Genomic DNA, 17,848 nt, shown 5'->3' with positions numbered 1-17,848 from the left:
AACAAGGCGGAAAAATGGTACAGGAAAATTACATGAAAGAGGGCATCGATTTATACAGCAAGGGAAAATATACTGCTGCTTTGACATATTTTCTTTCGCTTCCAGATGACTGCGGCGTGGATTCTGTTGAGCTTGCCTATTATCTGGGGCTTTGCTATTCAAAGCTGAAGCGTTATGATGATGCGCTGCTTTATCTTGAGCAGGTTGTTACGGCATCCTACGAAGATGAAAATTTCAGTGCGCATGACAGGGTTCTTCAGTGCCGCTATCTTCTGGCTGTTATTTATTGTCTGAGCGGCAGAAAGAAGCTGGCGGATTTTGAGCTGCACAAGCTTCTTGATACAGGCTACAAGCCGTCTTCTGTCTATGCTTCGCTTGCCTATGTCGCCTGGGAGCAGGGAAAAACTGACATGAGCCTCAGCTATTATGAAAAAGCCCTTGAGGACGACAGTGAAAATCCCACTGCATTGAACGGAATGGGCTATGTTCTTGCCTGTGAAGGCGAGGATCTTACAAAGGCCCTGAGCTGCTGCAAGAAGGCTCTTGATATTCTGCCTGAAAGTTCAGCCTGCCTTGACAGTCTTGGATGGGTTTACTTCAAAATGGGGCTTTATTCTGAATCAAGAAAATTTTTAAAGAGAGCGCTCAAGGTTGACAGCTCGAATCCTATAATACTAGAGCATCTTCAGGAAGTTCAGAAGGCGGAAGAGTGATGAAAAGAATTTTTTTTAGTGCTGTGGCTTTTTTGTTTCTGGCGTCTGTTTCTGCGCAGTCTAATTTGCAGGATACAATGGGCACGGGCGATTCTAGGTCTGCGAACTACGGTTTTGCCGAGGAGGAATTCAGAAGGGGTGTGCAAAGCTATTACAGGGGCGCGTTCAACGAGAGCATCCTTGAATTTGAAAAAGCCCTTTCTTATCTTCCCGGCGAGCCTCTTGTTCTTGACTGGCTTGGAAAAGCTTATTACAAGGCCGGAATAGAAGGCGCGGCTCTGCAACAGTGGAACTACGAAAAAGATTCAGGCCACGGCGGTCTTCTTCTTCAGAATAGAATCGAGATTGTGAGCGACAGGCGTGTTACAGACTCTGCCTATGGATTTACCCAGCGTTTCACGGAGGCCGGCTCATATCCGAATTTTAATGGAAAGAATATTATTTTCAGCCAGCCGGTTTCATCGCTTTCAAACAACGACGGAACTATATGGGTTGTTTCCTATGGCACAAATGAGCTTCTTCAGTTTGATGTGAACGGAACCGTCATAAGAAGAAACAGAGGACCGATCAACGGATTTGACCGTCCGATGGATGTAATCCGGTTGAAAAATGGAAATCTGGCGGTTTCTGAAAGCGCAGGCGACCGCATTTCTATTCTTTCAGGCTCCGGTTCCTTTATAAAGTATTTCGGTTCGCGCGGGTGCGGCCAGGGGCAGTTTGTGGGGCCCCAGTATCTTGCGGAGGATGAATTCGGAAATATCTATGTTACTGACTTTGGAAATGCCCGTGTTGTTGTTCTTGATGCGGACGGGAACGGGCTTCTTCACTTTGGAGAAAAGCGTGACCAGTTTGACGGTCTGAAGTCACCCACTGGAATTGCTGTCTGCGCCGGAAGAATTTTTGTTGCTGACAGCGTAAAGGGTGGAATCTACGAATTTGACAAGTCGGGAAACTACATAGGCGTGCTTGTGAATAATGGAACTTTTTCGCGCCCTGAAAGCCTCAAGCCCTGGGGAAATGACTATCTTCTGCTCACCGACAGAAACAAGGTTTACTCTGTGGATCTTGCTTCGGGCGCTGTCCATGAAAATGCTGTAACCGGCAAAGGCAGAAGTCTTATCACCAGCGCTGTTTCTGACCGTAACGGAAACATAATTGTAACTGACTTCAAGGAAAATGAAATTTATGTAATGTCAAAAATGACAGAGCTTGTCGGAGGTTTTTTTGTTCAGTTTGAGCGTGTGATTTCAGACAGCTTTCCTGAGGTTATAGTTGAAGTCCGCGTGGAAAACAGAAAACGCCAGCCTGTAGTCGGTCTGAAGGAGCAGAATTTCCTTATAACAGAGGGAAAAAAGCCGGTGCAGAATTTCAAGCTTTTAGGCGAGGCAAACAATAATGATTTTGCTGATATCGTGATTCTCATTGACCGCTCGCTTTCTATGAAGGGATATGAGGAGCAGCTTTCAGGCGCAGTAAAGGAGCTTGCCGCGTCAATGGACGGAAAGGGAATGGTTACGATTGTTTCCTGCGGCTCTGTTCCCGTCACAGAATTTTCTGGAAAACCGCAGCAGCTTTCAGATTTTTCAGCAAGGGCTCTTAAGAATTCATATTCCGCTTCCCCTGCAATGGATCTTGCTGTTCGGCTTTCTGCCAACAGTCTTATAAACGCGGAAAAAAAGCGTGGAATTGTGTATATCACTGCGGACGGCTCGGAAAATTTATTTACACAGTATGCGCTTTCTGATTTGACGGCTTATCTTAATAACAATGCGGTGTCTTTCAGCACTGTTCTTCTTTCGCAGAGAGCTTTGTCGGACGAAGTTTCGTATATAACGGAAAATACAACCGGGCTTTCTTACTATGTGTACCGTCCGGAAGGGCTGGGGGACGTTATAAGCGATATAATTGCAATTCCATCGGGGCTGTATCAGTTTAAGTTTACTTCTTCTTTTGCTACTGAGTATGGAAGAAAGTATCTGCCTGTGGAAATTGAAACCTATCTGCTCAATCGTTCCGGCCGTGACGAAACAGGGTATTTTGCTCCTCTTCAGTAGATAAAAGGCGCGCTTTTCTGATTTTCAGGGCCGGGTTTTTTCTTTCCATCTCAAAGATTGCTTTTTCCACTAAGGCTTTCTTTTGAGGCGCGGTTTCAAAAAGCTCGGCCTGATGTTTTTTTTCTGTGTCGTCTTCTATTCCCGAAAAACCGATTCCAAGCAGCCTTATGCTTTTTCCTTTTTCATATTTTCTTTTGAAAATTCTTAGGCAGCGTTCAAAAAGCTCGTCTGTGTTCAGCACCGGATTTTCTGAAGACTCCTGGGCTGTTGTGCTTTTGAAGTCATCGTAGCGGATGCGGATGCTTACTGTCCTTGCCTGCACATTTTCGATTCTCATTCTCCACATCAGCTGCTCGGAAAGCTCCATGAATGCGGTTTCGATTGCGTCCATGCTGTTTATGTCGAATTCGAATGTGCGCTCTATGCTCAATGAGCGGTTTTTTGCTTCTTCCCCGAATGAAACTTTTTCTCCGCCGCGGACTGCATCGTAAAGAAATGAGCCTGTTCCTTTTCCGAATACGCTTGTGAGCAGAGAAAGCGATTTGCTGTGAATATCGGCCGCTGTGAAAATTCCTGCGTTTCTGAGGCGTGAAAGGGTTTTCTGACCGATGCCCCAGATTTTTTCAAGCGGAAGCGAAAGCATGAATTCCTCTTCGCGTCCTTTTTCTATGAGCGTTATGCCGTCTGGCTTTCTGTGCCCCGAGGCGATTTTTGCAACGTACATTGTGCTTGCTATTCCTGCGCTTACAGTCAGCCCGGTTTCCTCTTTTACTTTTGCCTTGATTTTTTTTGCGGCATCCAGCGGCGGCCCGAAAAGCCTTTCAGTTCCTGTAAGATCAATAAAGGCTTCGTCGATTGACATCTGAATCACAGTCGGAGAAAATTCTGCGAAAATTTCCATTATTTTATGGGAAACTTCAGCGTAGCGGCTGTGGTTTCCGCGCAGAAAAATTCCGTCCGGACACAGCGACACTGCTTTTGCAAGCGGCATTGCAGAGTGGACTCCGTATTTTCGCGCCTCATAGGATGCCGTTGAAACTACAGCCCTTCTGTCGCCAGGAAGCCCTCCGACAATGACAGGTCTGCCTCTGTATTCAGGATGGTCATGCTGCTCAACTGAAGCAAAAAAAGCATCAAGGTCGGCATGAAGAAAAACTTTTTCATGTTCCACTGCTTTCATTTCCCTGCGCTTTATAAGTCTGCGCGAATTTAAAAATTTCCCCGCCGGGGCTTGCCATAAAAAACTCCAGCCTGGCTTCAAGGTTCATGCTGCTCCCGGAAATAAAATTTATGCATATTCCATTTTCCGGGGCATCTGGAATTTTAAGCGAAACTGTGTTTTTGTCTTTCATTTCGTAGTCGAAGTTACATTCATAAAACGGAACATATTCCTGCGCGCTGTCTGTTTCTATCACTGCAAGGCACCGCAGTATTTTGAATTCCTTTTCAGGCGTGATTTCCATTGTATTGTCCGCAAGCCCTGCTTTTTGTGTTTTTGTCCATGCAAGGCGCACCGGAGGCTCTTCGTTTTTTTCTGTGTACGAATGAATCTTGATTCCTGCCGGCTGAAATGTTTTTTTCATGAATTCAGCAGCCGCAAAAAAAAGCAGACAGATAGCGCCGGCCGCCGCCGCTGAAACAATCAGACCGCGCACAAGCCTTGTCTTTTTTTCCGCAGTGTCGTTTTTTTTCTGTGTCACAAAAAGAATTTTTATCCACTGGAATGCAAAGGGGAGAATGGCAAAGGAAAAAATAAAATTTTCCAGGAAAGTTGCTTCTGCAAAATCTGAAATCCTGCTCTGCTGTATGTCGATAAAAACCGATGTGATTATCCATAGCAGCGGAAGAGTCATCAGGAAAATGCAAAGAATGCAGAAAAAAATATGCTGCCGCTTTCTGAAAATAAACACAGTCATGTATTCAATTATAAAAATAAACATCAGGGAAAGATCCAGCGATGAAAAAATAAAAATATTCAGCGCGCTGATTATAATTGCATGGAGCCTGTTTGTGTGCAGGGAAATTCTGAATCTGAAAGTGAACTGCACAAAAATCGCAAAAAACACCGTGAGCATTGAAAAAAAAGATTTCAGCATGAAAAAAACAATTCCGTTTTCCGCAGTAAAATGAAAAATCCCCTGGAACAGGCTTAGAAAAAACGATGCCGCCAGCACATAAACAGGAATTGTAAACCAGGTCATTGACATGTCTTTAAGAACAGCCTCGTTTTTGCCTGTGGAAGCAAATGAGTAAAAGCATATAAAAAAAAGTGTAAAAACTGTAAATGCCAGATAAATGGATGTGAGCTGGGCTTCGTTCAGCCAGAAGCCGGAAATTCCTGCCGGGATAAAATTATAGTGCTTGTTCCAGTTTTGTGTTCTTGAAAAAACAAGATTGTCCTGTATTGAAGAAAGCGTGTTCAGATCCTTTTGCTTATGTCCAAGGGGAAGCTCTGCTGCCGGAATTTCGTTTGCAAGAAAAGCCGACAGTCTTCTGTTGTTTCTATAATACTGGGGCTTGTATATATAAAGCATGGATGACTTTACGCCCATCGGCTTCTGGTTTTGCTGGCAGGATTTTTTTATAGCCTGGACAATCCATTGCGGCGATATGGAGCCTGCTCCCTCCGTGAAAATTACAGGCGGCGCTTTTTCTTCGTTTCTAACAAGGACTGCGCATGAATTTTCCGGGGAAAAAAGGGATTTTGCAAACTGCTCGGTTGCTGTTTCTGCGGCTTCTTCTGATGGCAGCGGAAAATTTTCATTGTCGGCTGTAAATACAATAGTGCAGTTGTAGGGAAGCTTTTTTCTGTGCGTTTTCTCTATGAAATCCAGCGCGAAGTCTTTTTTTCGCATAAAGAATTCGTGGCTGAAAACAAAAAAAACTTCAGAGATTCCGCTTTTGTTTGTGTCGTTTTTTTGGGCTTCCTTGTCAGCTGGAATTTCAACAAAAATATTTTCGGGGAAAATTCCTGCGTTTAGCGGCGCAAGGCTTTGGGTTTCAAATTGAATATTGTTTTCAGACAAAAAATTCTTTATGGACTTGGAATTTTCGCTGTAGAAATTCTGGCTGATGGCTTCCTGTGAAAAAATTTTTTGGGAAAAAAGAGCCTGCGCTATAACGGCTGTAAAAAACAGGAGGAAAAACTTTTGTTTTTGCAGTTTTTTTTTACCATATATATAGAGAGTTTACTTGAATTTTTATTTTTCGACAATATAATATAAGGAAATCTCTAAAAATGCCGGTTTTAAGGCATCTTTGAAGGCGGTCAAAATCTTTGGAATATTCGGATTGTTCAGCGGTTTTGGCAATTATTATTTGCAAGTTAGGGTTCAATGTTGTATACTATAGAGAATATCGGAGAATTTCTGTTTTTTGCGGTAGCTCTGAAAATGCGGTTTTTGCTTGTTTGTTAAAGCGATAAAAAGCCGCAGGAATCTCTAAAAATCATTAAAAATGAGCTTTTAAAGGTTCCCGTAAGCATTGTTATACAGTGTAAAGGAGTCTGATAAAATACATGTGCGCTGAAAAGAAAAAATTTATTTTGGATTTGCCTTTAAAGATTATCCTTACAGAAGAGGGCACATCTCATTTTTTAAGCCATAAAAAGCAGTTGTTGAATCTTAAGCTTGCAGACAACCGTTCAGCGCATGGTGTTAGCATGACGTCTTTTTCTCCCGGCTCTTTGCAGGATATGATTTTGCTCGGCTATATTTCCAAGATGGAAATTTCCATGCCGGAATTTGTTTCCCACCGCCAGGATGTTATGGATTTGTCCAAGCTGATTGTTTTTTCAATTCTCTATAAGCAGTTTGACAGCGAAATTTACGCGGCGATTATAAAGTGCGAATGTGTGCGCCATCATAACCGGCAGAATCCATCTTCGCTTATCGATGAAAAGACTGTGATTCCCGAAAAGCAGCTTCGTATGACACTTGCAATGAAAGATGCCGCCATTCAGGCTGCAAAAAAAGCGATTCTTGATCCTGTCTGGGAAAGCATAATGTCAAATTCTGAATACAGTCCGGAAGAAAAAAATGTCTATCTTCTTATGACTGAAAAATTCCTGAACAGGCTCACTCTTATGAACTGGTATATAATCCTGAAGTTTTATAAGACTGATGGGTTCAATGAAATTCTTTCGATATTGCGCCGGCATCTTGCTTCATATATGACAAAGTCAAAGGTCGCCGAGTATATTTCGGTAATGGTTATGGAGCTTGCCCTGAACAGTGAAAACAACAATGTAAAAAAGGCGGCAAAATATCTTTATCAGGGAATCGACAATTCGGACACTCTTATTTTCGACCCTAAAATCCGCTCGGAGATTGTAAAGGAGCTTCAGCGCAAGCATGAGCTGGTTTTTCTTTCATGGACTTTGGGCGGCGGCTCAATGTCCATTGGAAAACAGGGGCTTTTGCAGATTACGCTGTACAACAAGGACGACGAGTTTCAGGAAGTAAAGGAAAATATTGAAAGCAAGATGTCTGCAAATCTCAATAAAAAATCATTGATTGATTTTTACCGCCAGATGCCGGACGGGCAGGAGGGAACTGATTTGGGCTTGTACTATCTGTCATATCTGGAAGATGCCTGTAAAAAGGTCAATATAAAATTTGAATCAATAGTAAATCAGTCTTCCTCAAGCGATCTTACTGTTATAAATCTGAAATTCAATTTTTAGTTTATGCGTTTTTGTCGAGTTCTGCTTTTTTTTATAGTGTCGGTTTTCTCTTTTTCCTGTGCACAGAGCAGCGCGGACATTTTATCAGCGGAAACAGCAGTGGTATTTGACTATAACAGCGGGACGCCGGAAATGCGCCTTTCAGTTTTTGTAAATACGGAGCAAGATGCGGAACTGGCTCATAAAATCCGCATTATGAATTTAAATTCCGGCCTTGAGTGGAACTGCACCGACCCTGTTAAGTTTGAGGATAAGAACGGGCTGAACTGGGCTGGCTGTGCTTCAATATCCTCTGCGGAAAAAACTGAGCTTCCTGCCGGAGCATACGTTTTGATTTATACAGACAAGTCGGAGAATGAGTCGGAAATTTCTTTTTCTGTGGAATATCCTGAGGAATTTCTGGAGCTGACTTCAGTGGATTTTCCTGTTCCCTTTGATTCCCTGGAGCGGAAAATAGCGGTGTATTCATCTGATGATGTCTTGCTTTATTATGGGACTGAAAAAAAAGACTGGACAGACCGTTCTGCTGTTCTTATGGACTATAAAAATGCAGCTTTTGTACGGGTGTGCTACTGCCTGAACAATGATTCTGTTGTTTGCCTTATGCCCCCGGAAAATGTGGGGTTTTAAAGAAAAAAATCCTCGGAAAACTTGAATTTTCGAGATAACTCTAAAAAAATAAAACAGCGAGGAAAATAATGCCGAGTAATGATGCCGATGGGAATCTTCCCACTGACAATTTAGACGACCACAGTATTTTTAGACGCCCTGTCCGCACCTATGTGATAAGAATGGGGCGCATGACCGAAAATGAAAAACGCAGCTATGAGGAGCTGCATCATGTCTGGTGTATTCCGTTTGAGCACCGTACGCTCAATTTTACGGATGTTTTTAACAACACAAATCCTGTCACAATGGAAATCGGGTTCGGAATGGGGCATGCCACTGCCCAGATTGCGCAGGAAAATCCCGGCATGAATTACATCGGAAGCGAAGTTCATATTCCCGGTGTCGGGCGGCTTCTTGGCGAGATAAAAAAACGGCAGCTGAAAAATCTTTATTTGATAGAGTATGATGCGCTTGAAATTCTTGAGACAATGATTCCCGACAATTCGCTTGCCGGATTCCATATATTTTTCCCTGATCCGTGGCCAAAGAAAAAGCATCATAAAAGACGGCTTCTTCAGCGGCCGCGCACAGATCTTTTGGTTGCAAAGCTTGCTCCCGGGGGCTATATTTATTTTGCGACCGATTGGGAAGAGTATGCCCTGAGCGCGCTTGACGAGCTTTCCTGCACAGAAGGAATCAGCAACAGGTATGAGCGTTTTGCTCCGCACCAGGAATGGCGGCCGCGCACAAAATTTGAGCAGAAAGGAATTGATGCCGGGCGCGAGATTTTCGAGCTTTTTTTTGTGAAGGATGGAGAATAGCCGGATGGAGCTTTTTGACTTTGAAGAATACAGTGTGAACAAACCCGGCGGAAAAGGCAGTTCTGTTGAAAGGATAGCAGAGCTTGAAAAACTTATTCAGCGGTATCAGGCTTCGTACTACAACGGCGAGGCTGAAATTTCAGATGCGGAATTTGACAGGCTGTGGGATGAGTTGAAATCGCTTGACAGTTCCAATCCAATACTTCATAAAGTCGGCGCTGATTCCGGAAATTTTCAAAAGGCTCCACACGTAATGCCGATGGGAAGTCAGGAAAAGGCTGCAACTCCAGAGGAATTCCTTGAGTGGGCAAAGAAGCACAATTATTCTGAATATCTTGTTGAATACAAGCTTGACGGCGCATCCCTTGAGCTTCAGTATGCGGACGGAATTCTTTTGCGTGCCGTTACAAGGGGAGATGGCTCGGTGGGAGATGTCATAACCGAGAATGCGCAGAAAATGCAGGGAGTTGTCCGGACATTAAAGGAGAAATTTACAGGCGGAATCCGCGGCGAAGTTATAATGACGCATTATGTCCATAAGAAATTTTTTTCTGACAAGGCTAACTGCCGCAATGCCGCAAACGGACTTATGAAGCGCAAGGACGGAGCCGGCAGCGAAAATCTTTCCCTGATTGCCTATGATGTCTGGGCTTCTGAAGGAAAACAGCCTTTTGCAGATGAGCAGGGCAAGCTTGATTTTCTGGCTCGCAACGGATTTTCTGTTGTGCCCATGCAAATTTTCAAGACTCCCCAGGAAGTTATTGATTACAGGGCTTCTGTGATGAATCTTCGCAGGGAGCTTGATTATGACATTGACGGGCTTGTGGTAAAGGAGCGCGCCGTAAACCATGAGGATGCTTTGCGCGACAGACCTGACCGCCAGATTGCATTTAAGTTCAGCCTTGAGGAAGCTGTGTCTGTTGTCCGGAGCATTGAGTGGAATGAATCAGGGGCAACGTATACGCCTGTGGCTGTTTTTGATCCTGTTGACTTGAACGGCACAACTGTAAAAAGAGCAAGCCTTGTGAATCCGAACCTCATACGCTCGCTTGATGTCAGGATAGGAAGCCGTGTTGTAGTTGTAAAGCGCGGCGAAATTATTCCCAAGATTGTAGGCGTGCTTGCAGGCGGCGAGGATCTTTCTCCTGTTCAGTTTCCTGAGGTTTGCTCCTGCTGCGGCACTGCTCTGATTGACGAGGGCACACGTCTTTTTTGTCCCAACAAAAGCTGCGAAAAAAGAATTCTGCACCGCCTTTTAAAATGGGTGTCTGTTGTTGACATAAGGGATTTGGGGGAAACTCTTGTAACGAGTCTTTTCACTTCCAGAAAAGTCCGCTCGATTTCCGATTTGTATTCATTGTCCGCTGCGGATCTGGTTCCATATTTTTTGAATTCAGAAAGCATGGAAAAAGAAAAAAAATCCCTTGGCGCTGAAAAGGTTTTTTCTTCAATTCAGTCCAGGAGAAAAATCACGCTTTCAAAATTTATCGCTGGATTTGATATTGAAGGAATCGGCGAAACTGTCGTTGAAACTCTTATACAGGGCGGCTTCAATACCTTGCAGAAAATCCTTGATGCAAGGGAAGAGGAGATTGCCGCTGTTTACCGCTTTGCAGAAATTCTTGCGCGGACATTTGTTGCAGGAATACGTGAAAACCGCGCTGAAATGGAATCTCTTGTTTCAAGCGGAATTATTTCAGTTGTGGAAGGCGGGCCTGAAGGTATTCTTGCAGGAAAATCTTTTTGCTTTACAGGGGAGCTTTCCACAATGAAGCGGCAGGATGCCCAGGAGCTTGTAAAGAAAAACGGAGGAACTGTAAAGTCTTCGGTTGTGCGCGGACTGAGCTTTCTTGTTACAAACGACACAGCCAGCGGCTCTTCAAAAAACAAAAAAGCTGCGGAGCTTGGAATTCCTGTCATAGACGAAAAAGCTTTTCTTGCTCTTCTTGAAAATTAAAAAAACACCAGGGAACTGACTGTTGAGCTAAAAGCATAAGCATTTCCCTGGCATAGAATTTTATTTGCGCGGCAAGGCTGATTTCCTGATTTCAGTTTTTTCCGGAGAATGAAAAATCGCCTGTGAAAAAATCCGGGTTTACGGCTTCCTTGTTCAGGCGCATTTCCCAGTGAAGGTGCGGGCCTGTTGCAAGCCCCGTTGAGCCGCTCAGTCCGATGTTCTGTCCCTGTCTTACGGTGTCGCCTTCCTTTACTTTAAGCTGGCTCATGTGGTAATAAAGACTGTAAAGCCCCGGCAGATGCTCAATCACTACTGTCCAGCCGGTTGTTATTCTTGTTTCCGCAAGCACAACTTTTCCTTCCGCGCAGGCTGAAACTTCAGAGCCTTCTGGAATTCCAAAGTCAATTCCGTAGTGAAGCCCCGTGGAGGATTTTCCGTTTGAATATCTGTATTCCCTTCTGTCCGCAAAAAATGCCGTGCGCCTTGTTTTGTCCGTGGGAAGCGAAAAAGGTGTGAGCTGGAAAACTGCGGATGAATCCACTGTTTCAAGAATTCCGTTCAGCTTTTTTATCTGCTCCATGCGCTTTTGGCTTGTGTCAGTTTTGATTCCCGAATTCTGCTCGTCAAGGTCGATGGCTTCCGTTACAAATTCTTTTTTTTCGATTGAAAACGGAAGCTCGAATTCCATCTGCTTTGAATTCCCTGCCGTGTATATTATTTTCAGGCTGCATTTTGTGTCTTCATTCCACCAGGTCGAAAGCGGAATTCCTGCGAGAAAAGTCCTGCTTGATTTTATGCTTTTTGATATAGTAAAAAATTCGCTTTCACGGCTCTGCTTTCCGTCTGTAAAAAGCTGAAGCACCGCTCTGGAAGATGAAAAGTCAGTCTTTGATGCCTTTGCTTTTTTTGCTGACTGCGTGAATGTCATGCGCACAAAAACCGCATCGCCTGGAAAAGCCTGGTCATTGTATTCCGCGGAAATTGTATAGTCCTCTCCCGTGAACAATGCTTCTCTTCCGAAAAAAAGCGCCGGCAAAAAAATCAGCGCTGAAATTAAAATTGCTTTTTTCATTTTTTGTTCTCCAATTTTATTTTCTGTTGAGGAAATCCTGAAAAAAATTAGGCTTTTCAAGATTTCCAAAAATACAATTTTTTAAGCTGTGGCATTGATGCTTGATTTCTTTATTTCAAGGAGCATGAGCTGTAGCGATTCTGTTCCATTGAAAGTATTTCTTTCTATATTGAAAAGTATGTCGACACTGTCACCCACTTCAAAATCCCTGTGAAGACGTTCGCCTTCGTTCCAGAAAATGCACGGCCACTTGTTTTTTCCGCAGTCCACTATGATTTTCAGATGCTGTTTTTCGCTTCTGCCCATTATTGTTCCCGAGACTACAGGAAGATTTCTTGCCATAAAAACAAGCCTGGGGTTTTCGTTTCCCGTTGGCTCAAAAAGGTCTATTAAATCTTGAAGCTCCGGGGTCATGCATGAAGGCGGAAGCTCCGCATCGATGTTTATGCTGTCTGTTTTTTCAGAAAGTGAAATTGTCTTGGAAAGCTCGGCCGCCCGCCTTTTGAACTCGCTGAAGTTTTCTTTTTTCAAGCTGAATCCTGCCGCAAAATTATGTCCGCCGTAGCTCACAAACAAATCCTTCAGCTGGTCAAGAAAACCTGTTACGTCATATCCGCGGCAGCTTCGCATTGAGCCTATCACAAGATTTCCGGCGCAGGTCATTGCCATTGACGGAACTCCAAGCGATGTAACAAGCCGTCCCGCAAGAATTCCTGAAACGCCTCTGTTTATTCTTTCGTCAAGCACAAAGCTCAGTTTTCCGCTGAATTCTGGAAGCGAATCCCGTGCCTGTGTTCCAGCTATGATTTCTGCTTCCTGTGTAAGCTGTTTTCTTGTGGCATTCAGTTCAATTACCCTGTTCGCAAGCTCTTCTCGTCGGGAGGAATCATTTGAGCTGAACAATTCTATTGCAGTTCCGGCCTGTCCAAGTCTTCCTGCTGCATTTAAATTCGGAATAAGTGTCCAGCTGATTTCTGTCGAAGTTATTCTTTTGCCCAGAAGTCCAAGACTCGACATAAGCTCCCTCAGCCCAGGGCGGACTTTGTTTGCGTTCATCGCATTGATTCCGCTTTTTACAAAGAGCCTGTTTTCGTTCCGCATCGGCATTATATCTGCAAGCGCGGCGAGCGCAACAAGCTGAAGGTCGTTCTGCTCTCTTTCTGAATCAGAGGGGAATCTGGATTTAAGCTCCTGCCATGCGTAGGTTACAAAGATGTTGTAAAATCCTCCGATTTCTGTGGGCGCATGATCTCCGTACTTTGCGATTTTTGACATTTCCTTTATTTTGGAGAGCGGAAGATTTTTCAGAGCAGGGTAGAATTTTGCCGCCTCTGTTTTTATTTCCACAACGCTGAGCTGCACGCTGTTTCCGAATGCCGCTGCAAAAAGGCTGGTGAAATTTTCTTTGTCCCAGCACAGGATAATCTGGCCTTCAAGGTAGTGCGGAATTTTTGTGTCATAGATTGATTTTTCGCCAGGAGAAATGTATTCCACGAGCCTTGAAACCGGAACAAGATTTCTGATTTTTATACATTCAATTACAATCTGCCCGTTTTCTTCCCTTGCGTTTACAAGAGCGGCATCTGCCTTGTACCATCGGCTTTTACTGAATCTTAGAGCGGTAACAACCTTGTATACAACGGCGCACCCTGAAATTTCTTCAAACGGATAGCCTGAGTCAGGAAGCTTTGCGTTAAGGATTATCGCAGGGGACGGAATTGTTTCCTTTGGATTGTGGTGATCCAGAACAATGACATCGATTCCATGCTCGGCGGCGCACTCTATTTCAGCATTGTTTGAAATGCCGCAGTCAACTGTTATGATAAGCGAGCCGTTCTGTGCCGCAAAATCTTCCACCGCCTGAACTGAAAGACCGTATGCATCATCGCCTTCTGGAACTTTGTACTGCACGTTTATTCCCAGCGCGCGCAATTCATCATAGAGCACTGTTGTCGCAGTAACGCCGTCAACATCCTTGTCGCCAAAAATCAGAACTTTTTCATGCTCCTGCTCCGGGCTTCCTTTTTCAGGAACGGCATCGAGAATTCTGTCAACGGCATCTTCCATTGCGCTGAAGAGAAACGGATTGTGCTGGAACCTGAGATCGTCCTCCATAAAATAAAGAATGTCCTTTCCAGATGTGATTCCTCTGCGCGCGAAAATTGTTGCCGTAAGCTTGTCAATGCAAAATTTTTTTGCAAGATTTTCTATTTCACTTTTTGGAATAGTTTTTTTAATCCATTTATCCGGTGTCACTATATTATTTCCTTTAAAATTAATTTTTTGTTTTCCGGCTTTTCGCTGCTGAATGAAAGCGCGTTTTCAAGTCCGGCTTTTCCGCTTGCAAGGGACTCTGAATTTTTTCCGTAGACTTCCATGATTGTTTCGCCTTTTTTTACAAAGTCGCCCTGCCGCTTATGGAAAATTATTCCGGCGTCCGCATCCACCTTGTCCGAGGCTTTGTTTCTTCCCACGCCCAGGCTTATGCATGCGATTCCGGTTTTGTATGCATCAACTGAAAGGAAGCCGTCCTGTGCCGCTGTTATTTCATCCTTGAATTTCGAGCGGCGTTTTCCCTGTTCCGCCATGAGTTTTTCAGGATCTCCTCCCTGATCTTTTACATTCTCAAGGAATTTCTGAAGCGCAGCTCCTGATTTTATTGCAGCCATGCATTTTTTTATTCCGTCTTCCGTGTCCAGGGCTTTTCCTCCCAGCACAGCCATTCTTGCTCCAAGCTCATAGGTCAGCTCCATCACATCGGCCGGGCCGTTGCCCTGTAGACATTCAAGCGTTTCTTCAATTTCCAGATAGTTTCCGACCTTGAATCCCAGAGGCGAATCCATCCGTGTAAGAAGCGCACAGGATTTTTTTCCCATTGACTGGGCGGTTTTTACAAGGAACGAAGCGAGTTTTTCAGCATCGTCCTCGCTTTTCATAAATGCGCCCTTTCCGCACTTAACGTCAAAGACAAGGGCATCGCTTCCTTCCGCAACTTTTTTGGACAGAATGCTTGCCGTGATAAGGGGAATACTTTCAACCGTTCCCGTGACATCGCGCAGGGCGTACATTTTTTTGTCTGCCGGAACAATTTTGTCTGTCTGTCCCATCATTGCAAAGCCTGTCCTTGCGATAATGGATGCGAACTGCTTTTCGTCAAGATTCACATTGTAGCCTTCTATTGATTCAAGCTTGTCAAGGGTTCCGCCTGTGTGCCCAAGCCCCCTTCCGCTCATCATGGGAATTCTAAGTCCAAGCACGGCCGCTACAGGAGCAAGTGGAAGGCTTATTTTGTCCCCGACACCGCCGGTGGAATGTTTGTCAACAAACGGACCTTCCATGCCGTTAAAGCTCCTGAGATTGATTGTTTCGCCTGAATTCAGCATGCAGCCTGTGAGAATTCCCGTTTCCTCAAATGTCATTCCGCTGAAATAAACCGCCATCAAAAAAGCGGACATCTGGTAATCCGGAATGGAGCCGTCCACATAGCCGTTCACTAAAAATTCTATTTCTTCTTTTAGAAGCTCCTTGCCTTTTTCGCTTCCTGTTCCGCGTTTCTTTATTATTATGTCTGCCGCTCTCATTTTTTCCTCCCGTTTTTAAATCTGAAAAACCATTGCTAAATCCGAATTTCAGTTTTCAAGATAACTTAAAAAAATGCGATATTCAATTTTATGGAACTATTGTACTATTATACTTAAAAGAAAGAAAAATGTCATTTGCATGATGTTTAATTTCATGACATTCTATTGAGAAGCTGAAAAAAAGCTGGGCTTCAGCAGAAAACGCTGCAAGATAATAGAGGGTGATTGGGAGAATTCGTGCAAAAAAAGCCGGATTCTTCAAGAATTTAAAAAAACAAAGCGATGAATTTATGTTTTTTGTGCTATAATCAGTCAAAAGGAGGCAAAAAGAGGAGTTTCGTTAGACAAATGGCAATTTGTATCACTACGCGGGGAACAACCCTGTCAAGTATACAGACCCGGATGGTAATGAGTTAACTATTGGAGCTGCTTTAGGAGTTTCATTTTTAGTATTAGTAACTTATTATACTCTTCTAAATTATTATCAGAATCCAGAAGTCCAAGAAGCAAATAGGCAGTTAGCAGAATCTGCATCACTGGGAATTGGGACTGCTAAAGAAAAAATAAAAAATACATTTAGCAAATCAAAGAATAAAAATCCAGAAGCAAAACCTTCTGATGAACCTGATAGTTTACCAAAAGAAGGTACAGAGTCCGGTAAAGAAGGGTACAAACCTGCACCAAAAGAATTACCAGGAATTCCCGATACAAAACGTGTAAAGGAAAAAACACCTAAGCAAGGTAGTAATTCAGGAAAAAGACGACGATGGAAGGATTCTGATGGTAATATATATGAATGGGATTATCAACATGGTGATGTTGAAAAATATAATAAGAGAGGAAAACATATAGGGTCTTTTGATCCTAACACTGGTAAACAAACAAAACCACCGGTAAAAGGCAGAGAGGTTGAGCCATGATTCAGCGAGAAATAGAGATATTTGATAAGAAAAATGAAGAACTTATTTCTATTTTAGAAGTGTTTATTCCAGATGAAGTTTTATTTAATTATTATAAAGACTATAGGGAAGAGGATCCTTGTCTATTTTATTCATATGAAATATATGAAAAAGACAGAGCGTTTTATTCGAAATATATTACTATTGAATTTGATTTTATCAAATATGATTATTTTCTTTCGTGTTCTAGTATTTGAATTTAATGTTACTTTTTTTCAACCAATAAAATTGATGGGAAAAGTAAAACTTTTGATTTGCCCGAAATTCAGGTAAATCGCAATTTACCGTGCAACCCAGAAGTTGTTACATTTTTGGGAAGAACAAAGTGTTAAAAAGGCGAATTTTGAAGTATAATTAATGAAGTTGAAGGAGGAGTTTGGAGTTCTTTGATAAGAAATCGCGATAAAATCGGGTGATTTTGTTGCAAAAAGGGTGAATTTGAGTGAAATTGTAAGGTAAACTTTCATTTATACCATTACGCCTCGAATAACCCGGTACGCTATATAGACCCTGATGGTAAAACAGATTTTCTAGATTTTATTTACAATATGCTGCGACAATATTATGGAAGTGAAGGTGCAAATTATATTTGTCAAAATGATAGTTCAATACAGTTTGCATGTACTGTTGATGCCGCAGCAAAAGGTGATGCCCATGCACAAGCTCAGTTGAAATATGCCTTTCATGAAGTAGGTCGTGAAATGCTGGGCGAAATTAGTGAGAAATCTGGTTATGCCTCATTGGCATGCTTGGCAATCGGACAACCTGAAGGATCAGCTTTTTTTGGAGGAGTTTCGATGGTAGCTGATGGTCTTTTGGCCGTTGATGACTTACTTAGTGGAAATTATCCAGAAGCTGCTAAAAATGGAATTATACTTCTTGCTGGTATCGTAACTCCAAAAGTTTTGAAATCTGGTGTGAATTCATTTTCAAAATCAATTCAAATAACAGTTGGTTCAACAGGGCGTTATTATGAAGTTGGTCACAAAGGAGCAATAAAAACCGAAACTGCATTAAGAAAAATATTAGCAAAAGATATTGCGGATGGATATTTTGGACAAGAAGTTATTCCTAATGCATCATTTATTATTGATGAAGCTGTAAAAATTTATAAAGAATTGACAGGAAGTGATAATGACTAATAACAGAATTACAATCTTGTTTTTTATTGGAGTTTTTATTTTTACAGCTGTTGCATTGTCTTTTTTTATTCTTAATGAAATAAATTCTTATAAAGTTTATTTTCTTTTACTTTTTTTGAGTACTTGTTGCATGTTACCAAAATCAATAAATGATGTAAAACCTAATAAAAAAAAGACACCTATTGATTGGAAGCTTTTAATAGGAAATATAATTGGGAGTATTTTTACTTTAATTTCTTTTATAATATGTTTAGTA

The 17,848-nt window shown here is 42.7% G+C and carries 15 protein-coding genes; 10 read left to right on the top strand and 5 right to left on the bottom strand.

The annotated features are described in order from the left end of the window. Positions 1-14: 14 nt before the first annotated feature. A complete protein-coding gene (locus ACI4L0_RS02465; RefSeq protein WP_439798583.1) occupies positions 15-713 on the top strand; it encodes a tetratricopeptide repeat protein in 699 nt (232 codons plus the stop codon). After that, entirely contained in the window at positions 713-2,767 is a 2,055-nt protein-coding gene (locus tag ACI4L0_RS02460) for a hypothetical protein (protein WP_439798582.1), read from the top strand. The genes ACI4L0_RS02465 and ACI4L0_RS02460 overlap by 1 nt, the downstream gene beginning before the upstream one ends. Here ACI4L0_RS02460 and dinB read toward each other — a convergent pair. Both dinB and ACI4L0_RS02450 read right to left on the bottom strand, forming a co-directional pair. Next, a complete protein-coding gene (gene dinB, locus ACI4L0_RS02455; RefSeq protein WP_439798581.1) occupies positions 2,718-3,947 on the bottom strand; it encodes a DNA polymerase IV in 1,230 nt (409 codons plus the stop codon). The two genes, ACI4L0_RS02460 and dinB, sit on opposite strands and share 50 nt — an antisense overlap. Continuing rightward, positions 3,928-5,793 (bottom strand): hypothetical protein, encoded by a 1,866-nt coding sequence (locus ACI4L0_RS02450; protein WP_439798580.1) that lies wholly within the window; start codon positions 5,791-5,793, stop codon positions 3,928-3,930. The genes dinB and ACI4L0_RS02450 overlap by 20 nt, the downstream gene beginning before the upstream one ends. Positions 5,794-6,284: 491 nt before the next feature. Here ACI4L0_RS02450 and ACI4L0_RS02445 point away from each other — a divergent pair, with 491 nt between their 5' ends. The 4 genes from ACI4L0_RS02445 to ligA all read left to right on the top strand — a co-directional run bounded on the left by ACI4L0_RS02445 (position 6,285) and on the right by ligA (position 10,838). Further along, positions 6,285-7,451, top strand: a complete 1,167-nt coding sequence (locus ACI4L0_RS02445; protein ID WP_439798579.1) for a hypothetical protein — start codon at positions 6,285-6,287, stop codon at positions 7,449-7,451. A 132-nt stretch (positions 7,452-7,583) separates the two neighbouring features. Further along, positions 7,584-8,081 (top strand): hypothetical protein, encoded by a 498-nt coding sequence (locus ACI4L0_RS02440; protein ID WP_439798578.1) that lies wholly within the window; start codon positions 7,584-7,586, stop codon positions 8,079-8,081. A gap of 68 nt (positions 8,082-8,149) precedes the next feature. Further along, complete coding sequence (gene trmB, locus ACI4L0_RS02435; protein ID WP_439798577.1) at positions 8,150-8,881, top strand: tRNA (guanosine(46)-N7)-methyltransferase TrmB; 732 nt, start codon at positions 8,150-8,152, stop codon at positions 8,879-8,881. A gap of 4 nt (positions 8,882-8,885) precedes the next feature. Then, complete coding sequence (gene ligA / locus ACI4L0_RS02430; RefSeq protein WP_439798576.1) at positions 8,886-10,838, top strand: NAD-dependent DNA ligase LigA; 1,953 nt, start codon at positions 8,886-8,888, stop codon at positions 10,836-10,838. Between the two features lie 91 nt (positions 10,839-10,929). On the opposite strand, the gene ACI4L0_RS02425 is transcribed toward ligA, so the two are convergent. From ACI4L0_RS02425 to ACI4L0_RS02415, 3 genes are all read right to left on the bottom strand, one after another. Beyond that, positions 10,930-11,910, bottom strand: coding sequence for a M23 family metallopeptidase (locus ACI4L0_RS02425; RefSeq protein ID WP_439798575.1), 981 nt, complete (start codon positions 11,908-11,910; stop codon positions 10,930-10,932). 81 nt (positions 11,911-11,991) lie between these two features. Continuing rightward, complete coding sequence (recJ, locus tag ACI4L0_RS02420; protein ID WP_439798574.1) at positions 11,992-14,166, bottom strand: single-stranded-DNA-specific exonuclease RecJ; 2,175 nt, start codon at positions 14,164-14,166, stop codon at positions 11,992-11,994. Beyond that, the gene (locus tag ACI4L0_RS02415; RefSeq protein WP_439798573.1) at positions 14,166-15,491 is read right to left on the bottom strand and encodes a thymidine phosphorylase; all 1,326 of its coding nucleotides are present in this window, start codon (positions 15,489-15,491) and stop codon (positions 14,166-14,168) included. Before ACI4L0_RS02415 ends, recJ begins: the two co-directional genes overlap by 1 nt. 356 nt (positions 15,492-15,847) lie before the next feature. Here ACI4L0_RS02415 and ACI4L0_RS02410 point away from each other — a divergent pair, with 356 nt between their 5' ends. From ACI4L0_RS02410 to ACI4L0_RS02395, 4 genes are all read left to right on the top strand, one after another. Then, complete coding sequence (locus ACI4L0_RS02410; RefSeq protein ID WP_439798572.1) at positions 15,848-16,411, top strand: colicin E3/pyocin S6 family cytotoxin; 564 nt, start codon at positions 15,848-15,850, stop codon at positions 16,409-16,411. Next, on the top strand, positions 16,408-16,647 hold the full coding sequence (locus ACI4L0_RS02405; protein ID WP_439798571.1) for a DUF7683 domain-containing protein: 240 nt from the start codon (positions 16,408-16,410) through the stop codon (positions 16,645-16,647). Before ACI4L0_RS02410 ends, ACI4L0_RS02405 begins: the two co-directional genes overlap by 4 nt. Positions 16,648-16,998: 351 nt before the next feature. Continuing rightward, positions 16,999-17,592, top strand: coding sequence for a hypothetical protein (locus tag ACI4L0_RS02400; protein ID WP_439798570.1), 594 nt, complete (start codon positions 16,999-17,001; stop codon positions 17,590-17,592). Next, on the top strand, positions 17,585-17,848 hold a 264-nt coding region (locus tag ACI4L0_RS02395), incomplete at its 3' end, for a hypothetical protein (protein WP_439798569.1). The genes ACI4L0_RS02400 and ACI4L0_RS02395, both read left to right, overlap by 8 nt.

This window comes from Treponema sp., from assembly GCF_051883275.1.
In the GTDB taxonomy this organism is placed as follows: Bacteria; Spirochaetota; Spirochaetia; order Treponematales; family Treponemataceae; genus Treponema_D.
This window is presented reverse-complemented; position numbering and strand designations above follow the sequence as displayed.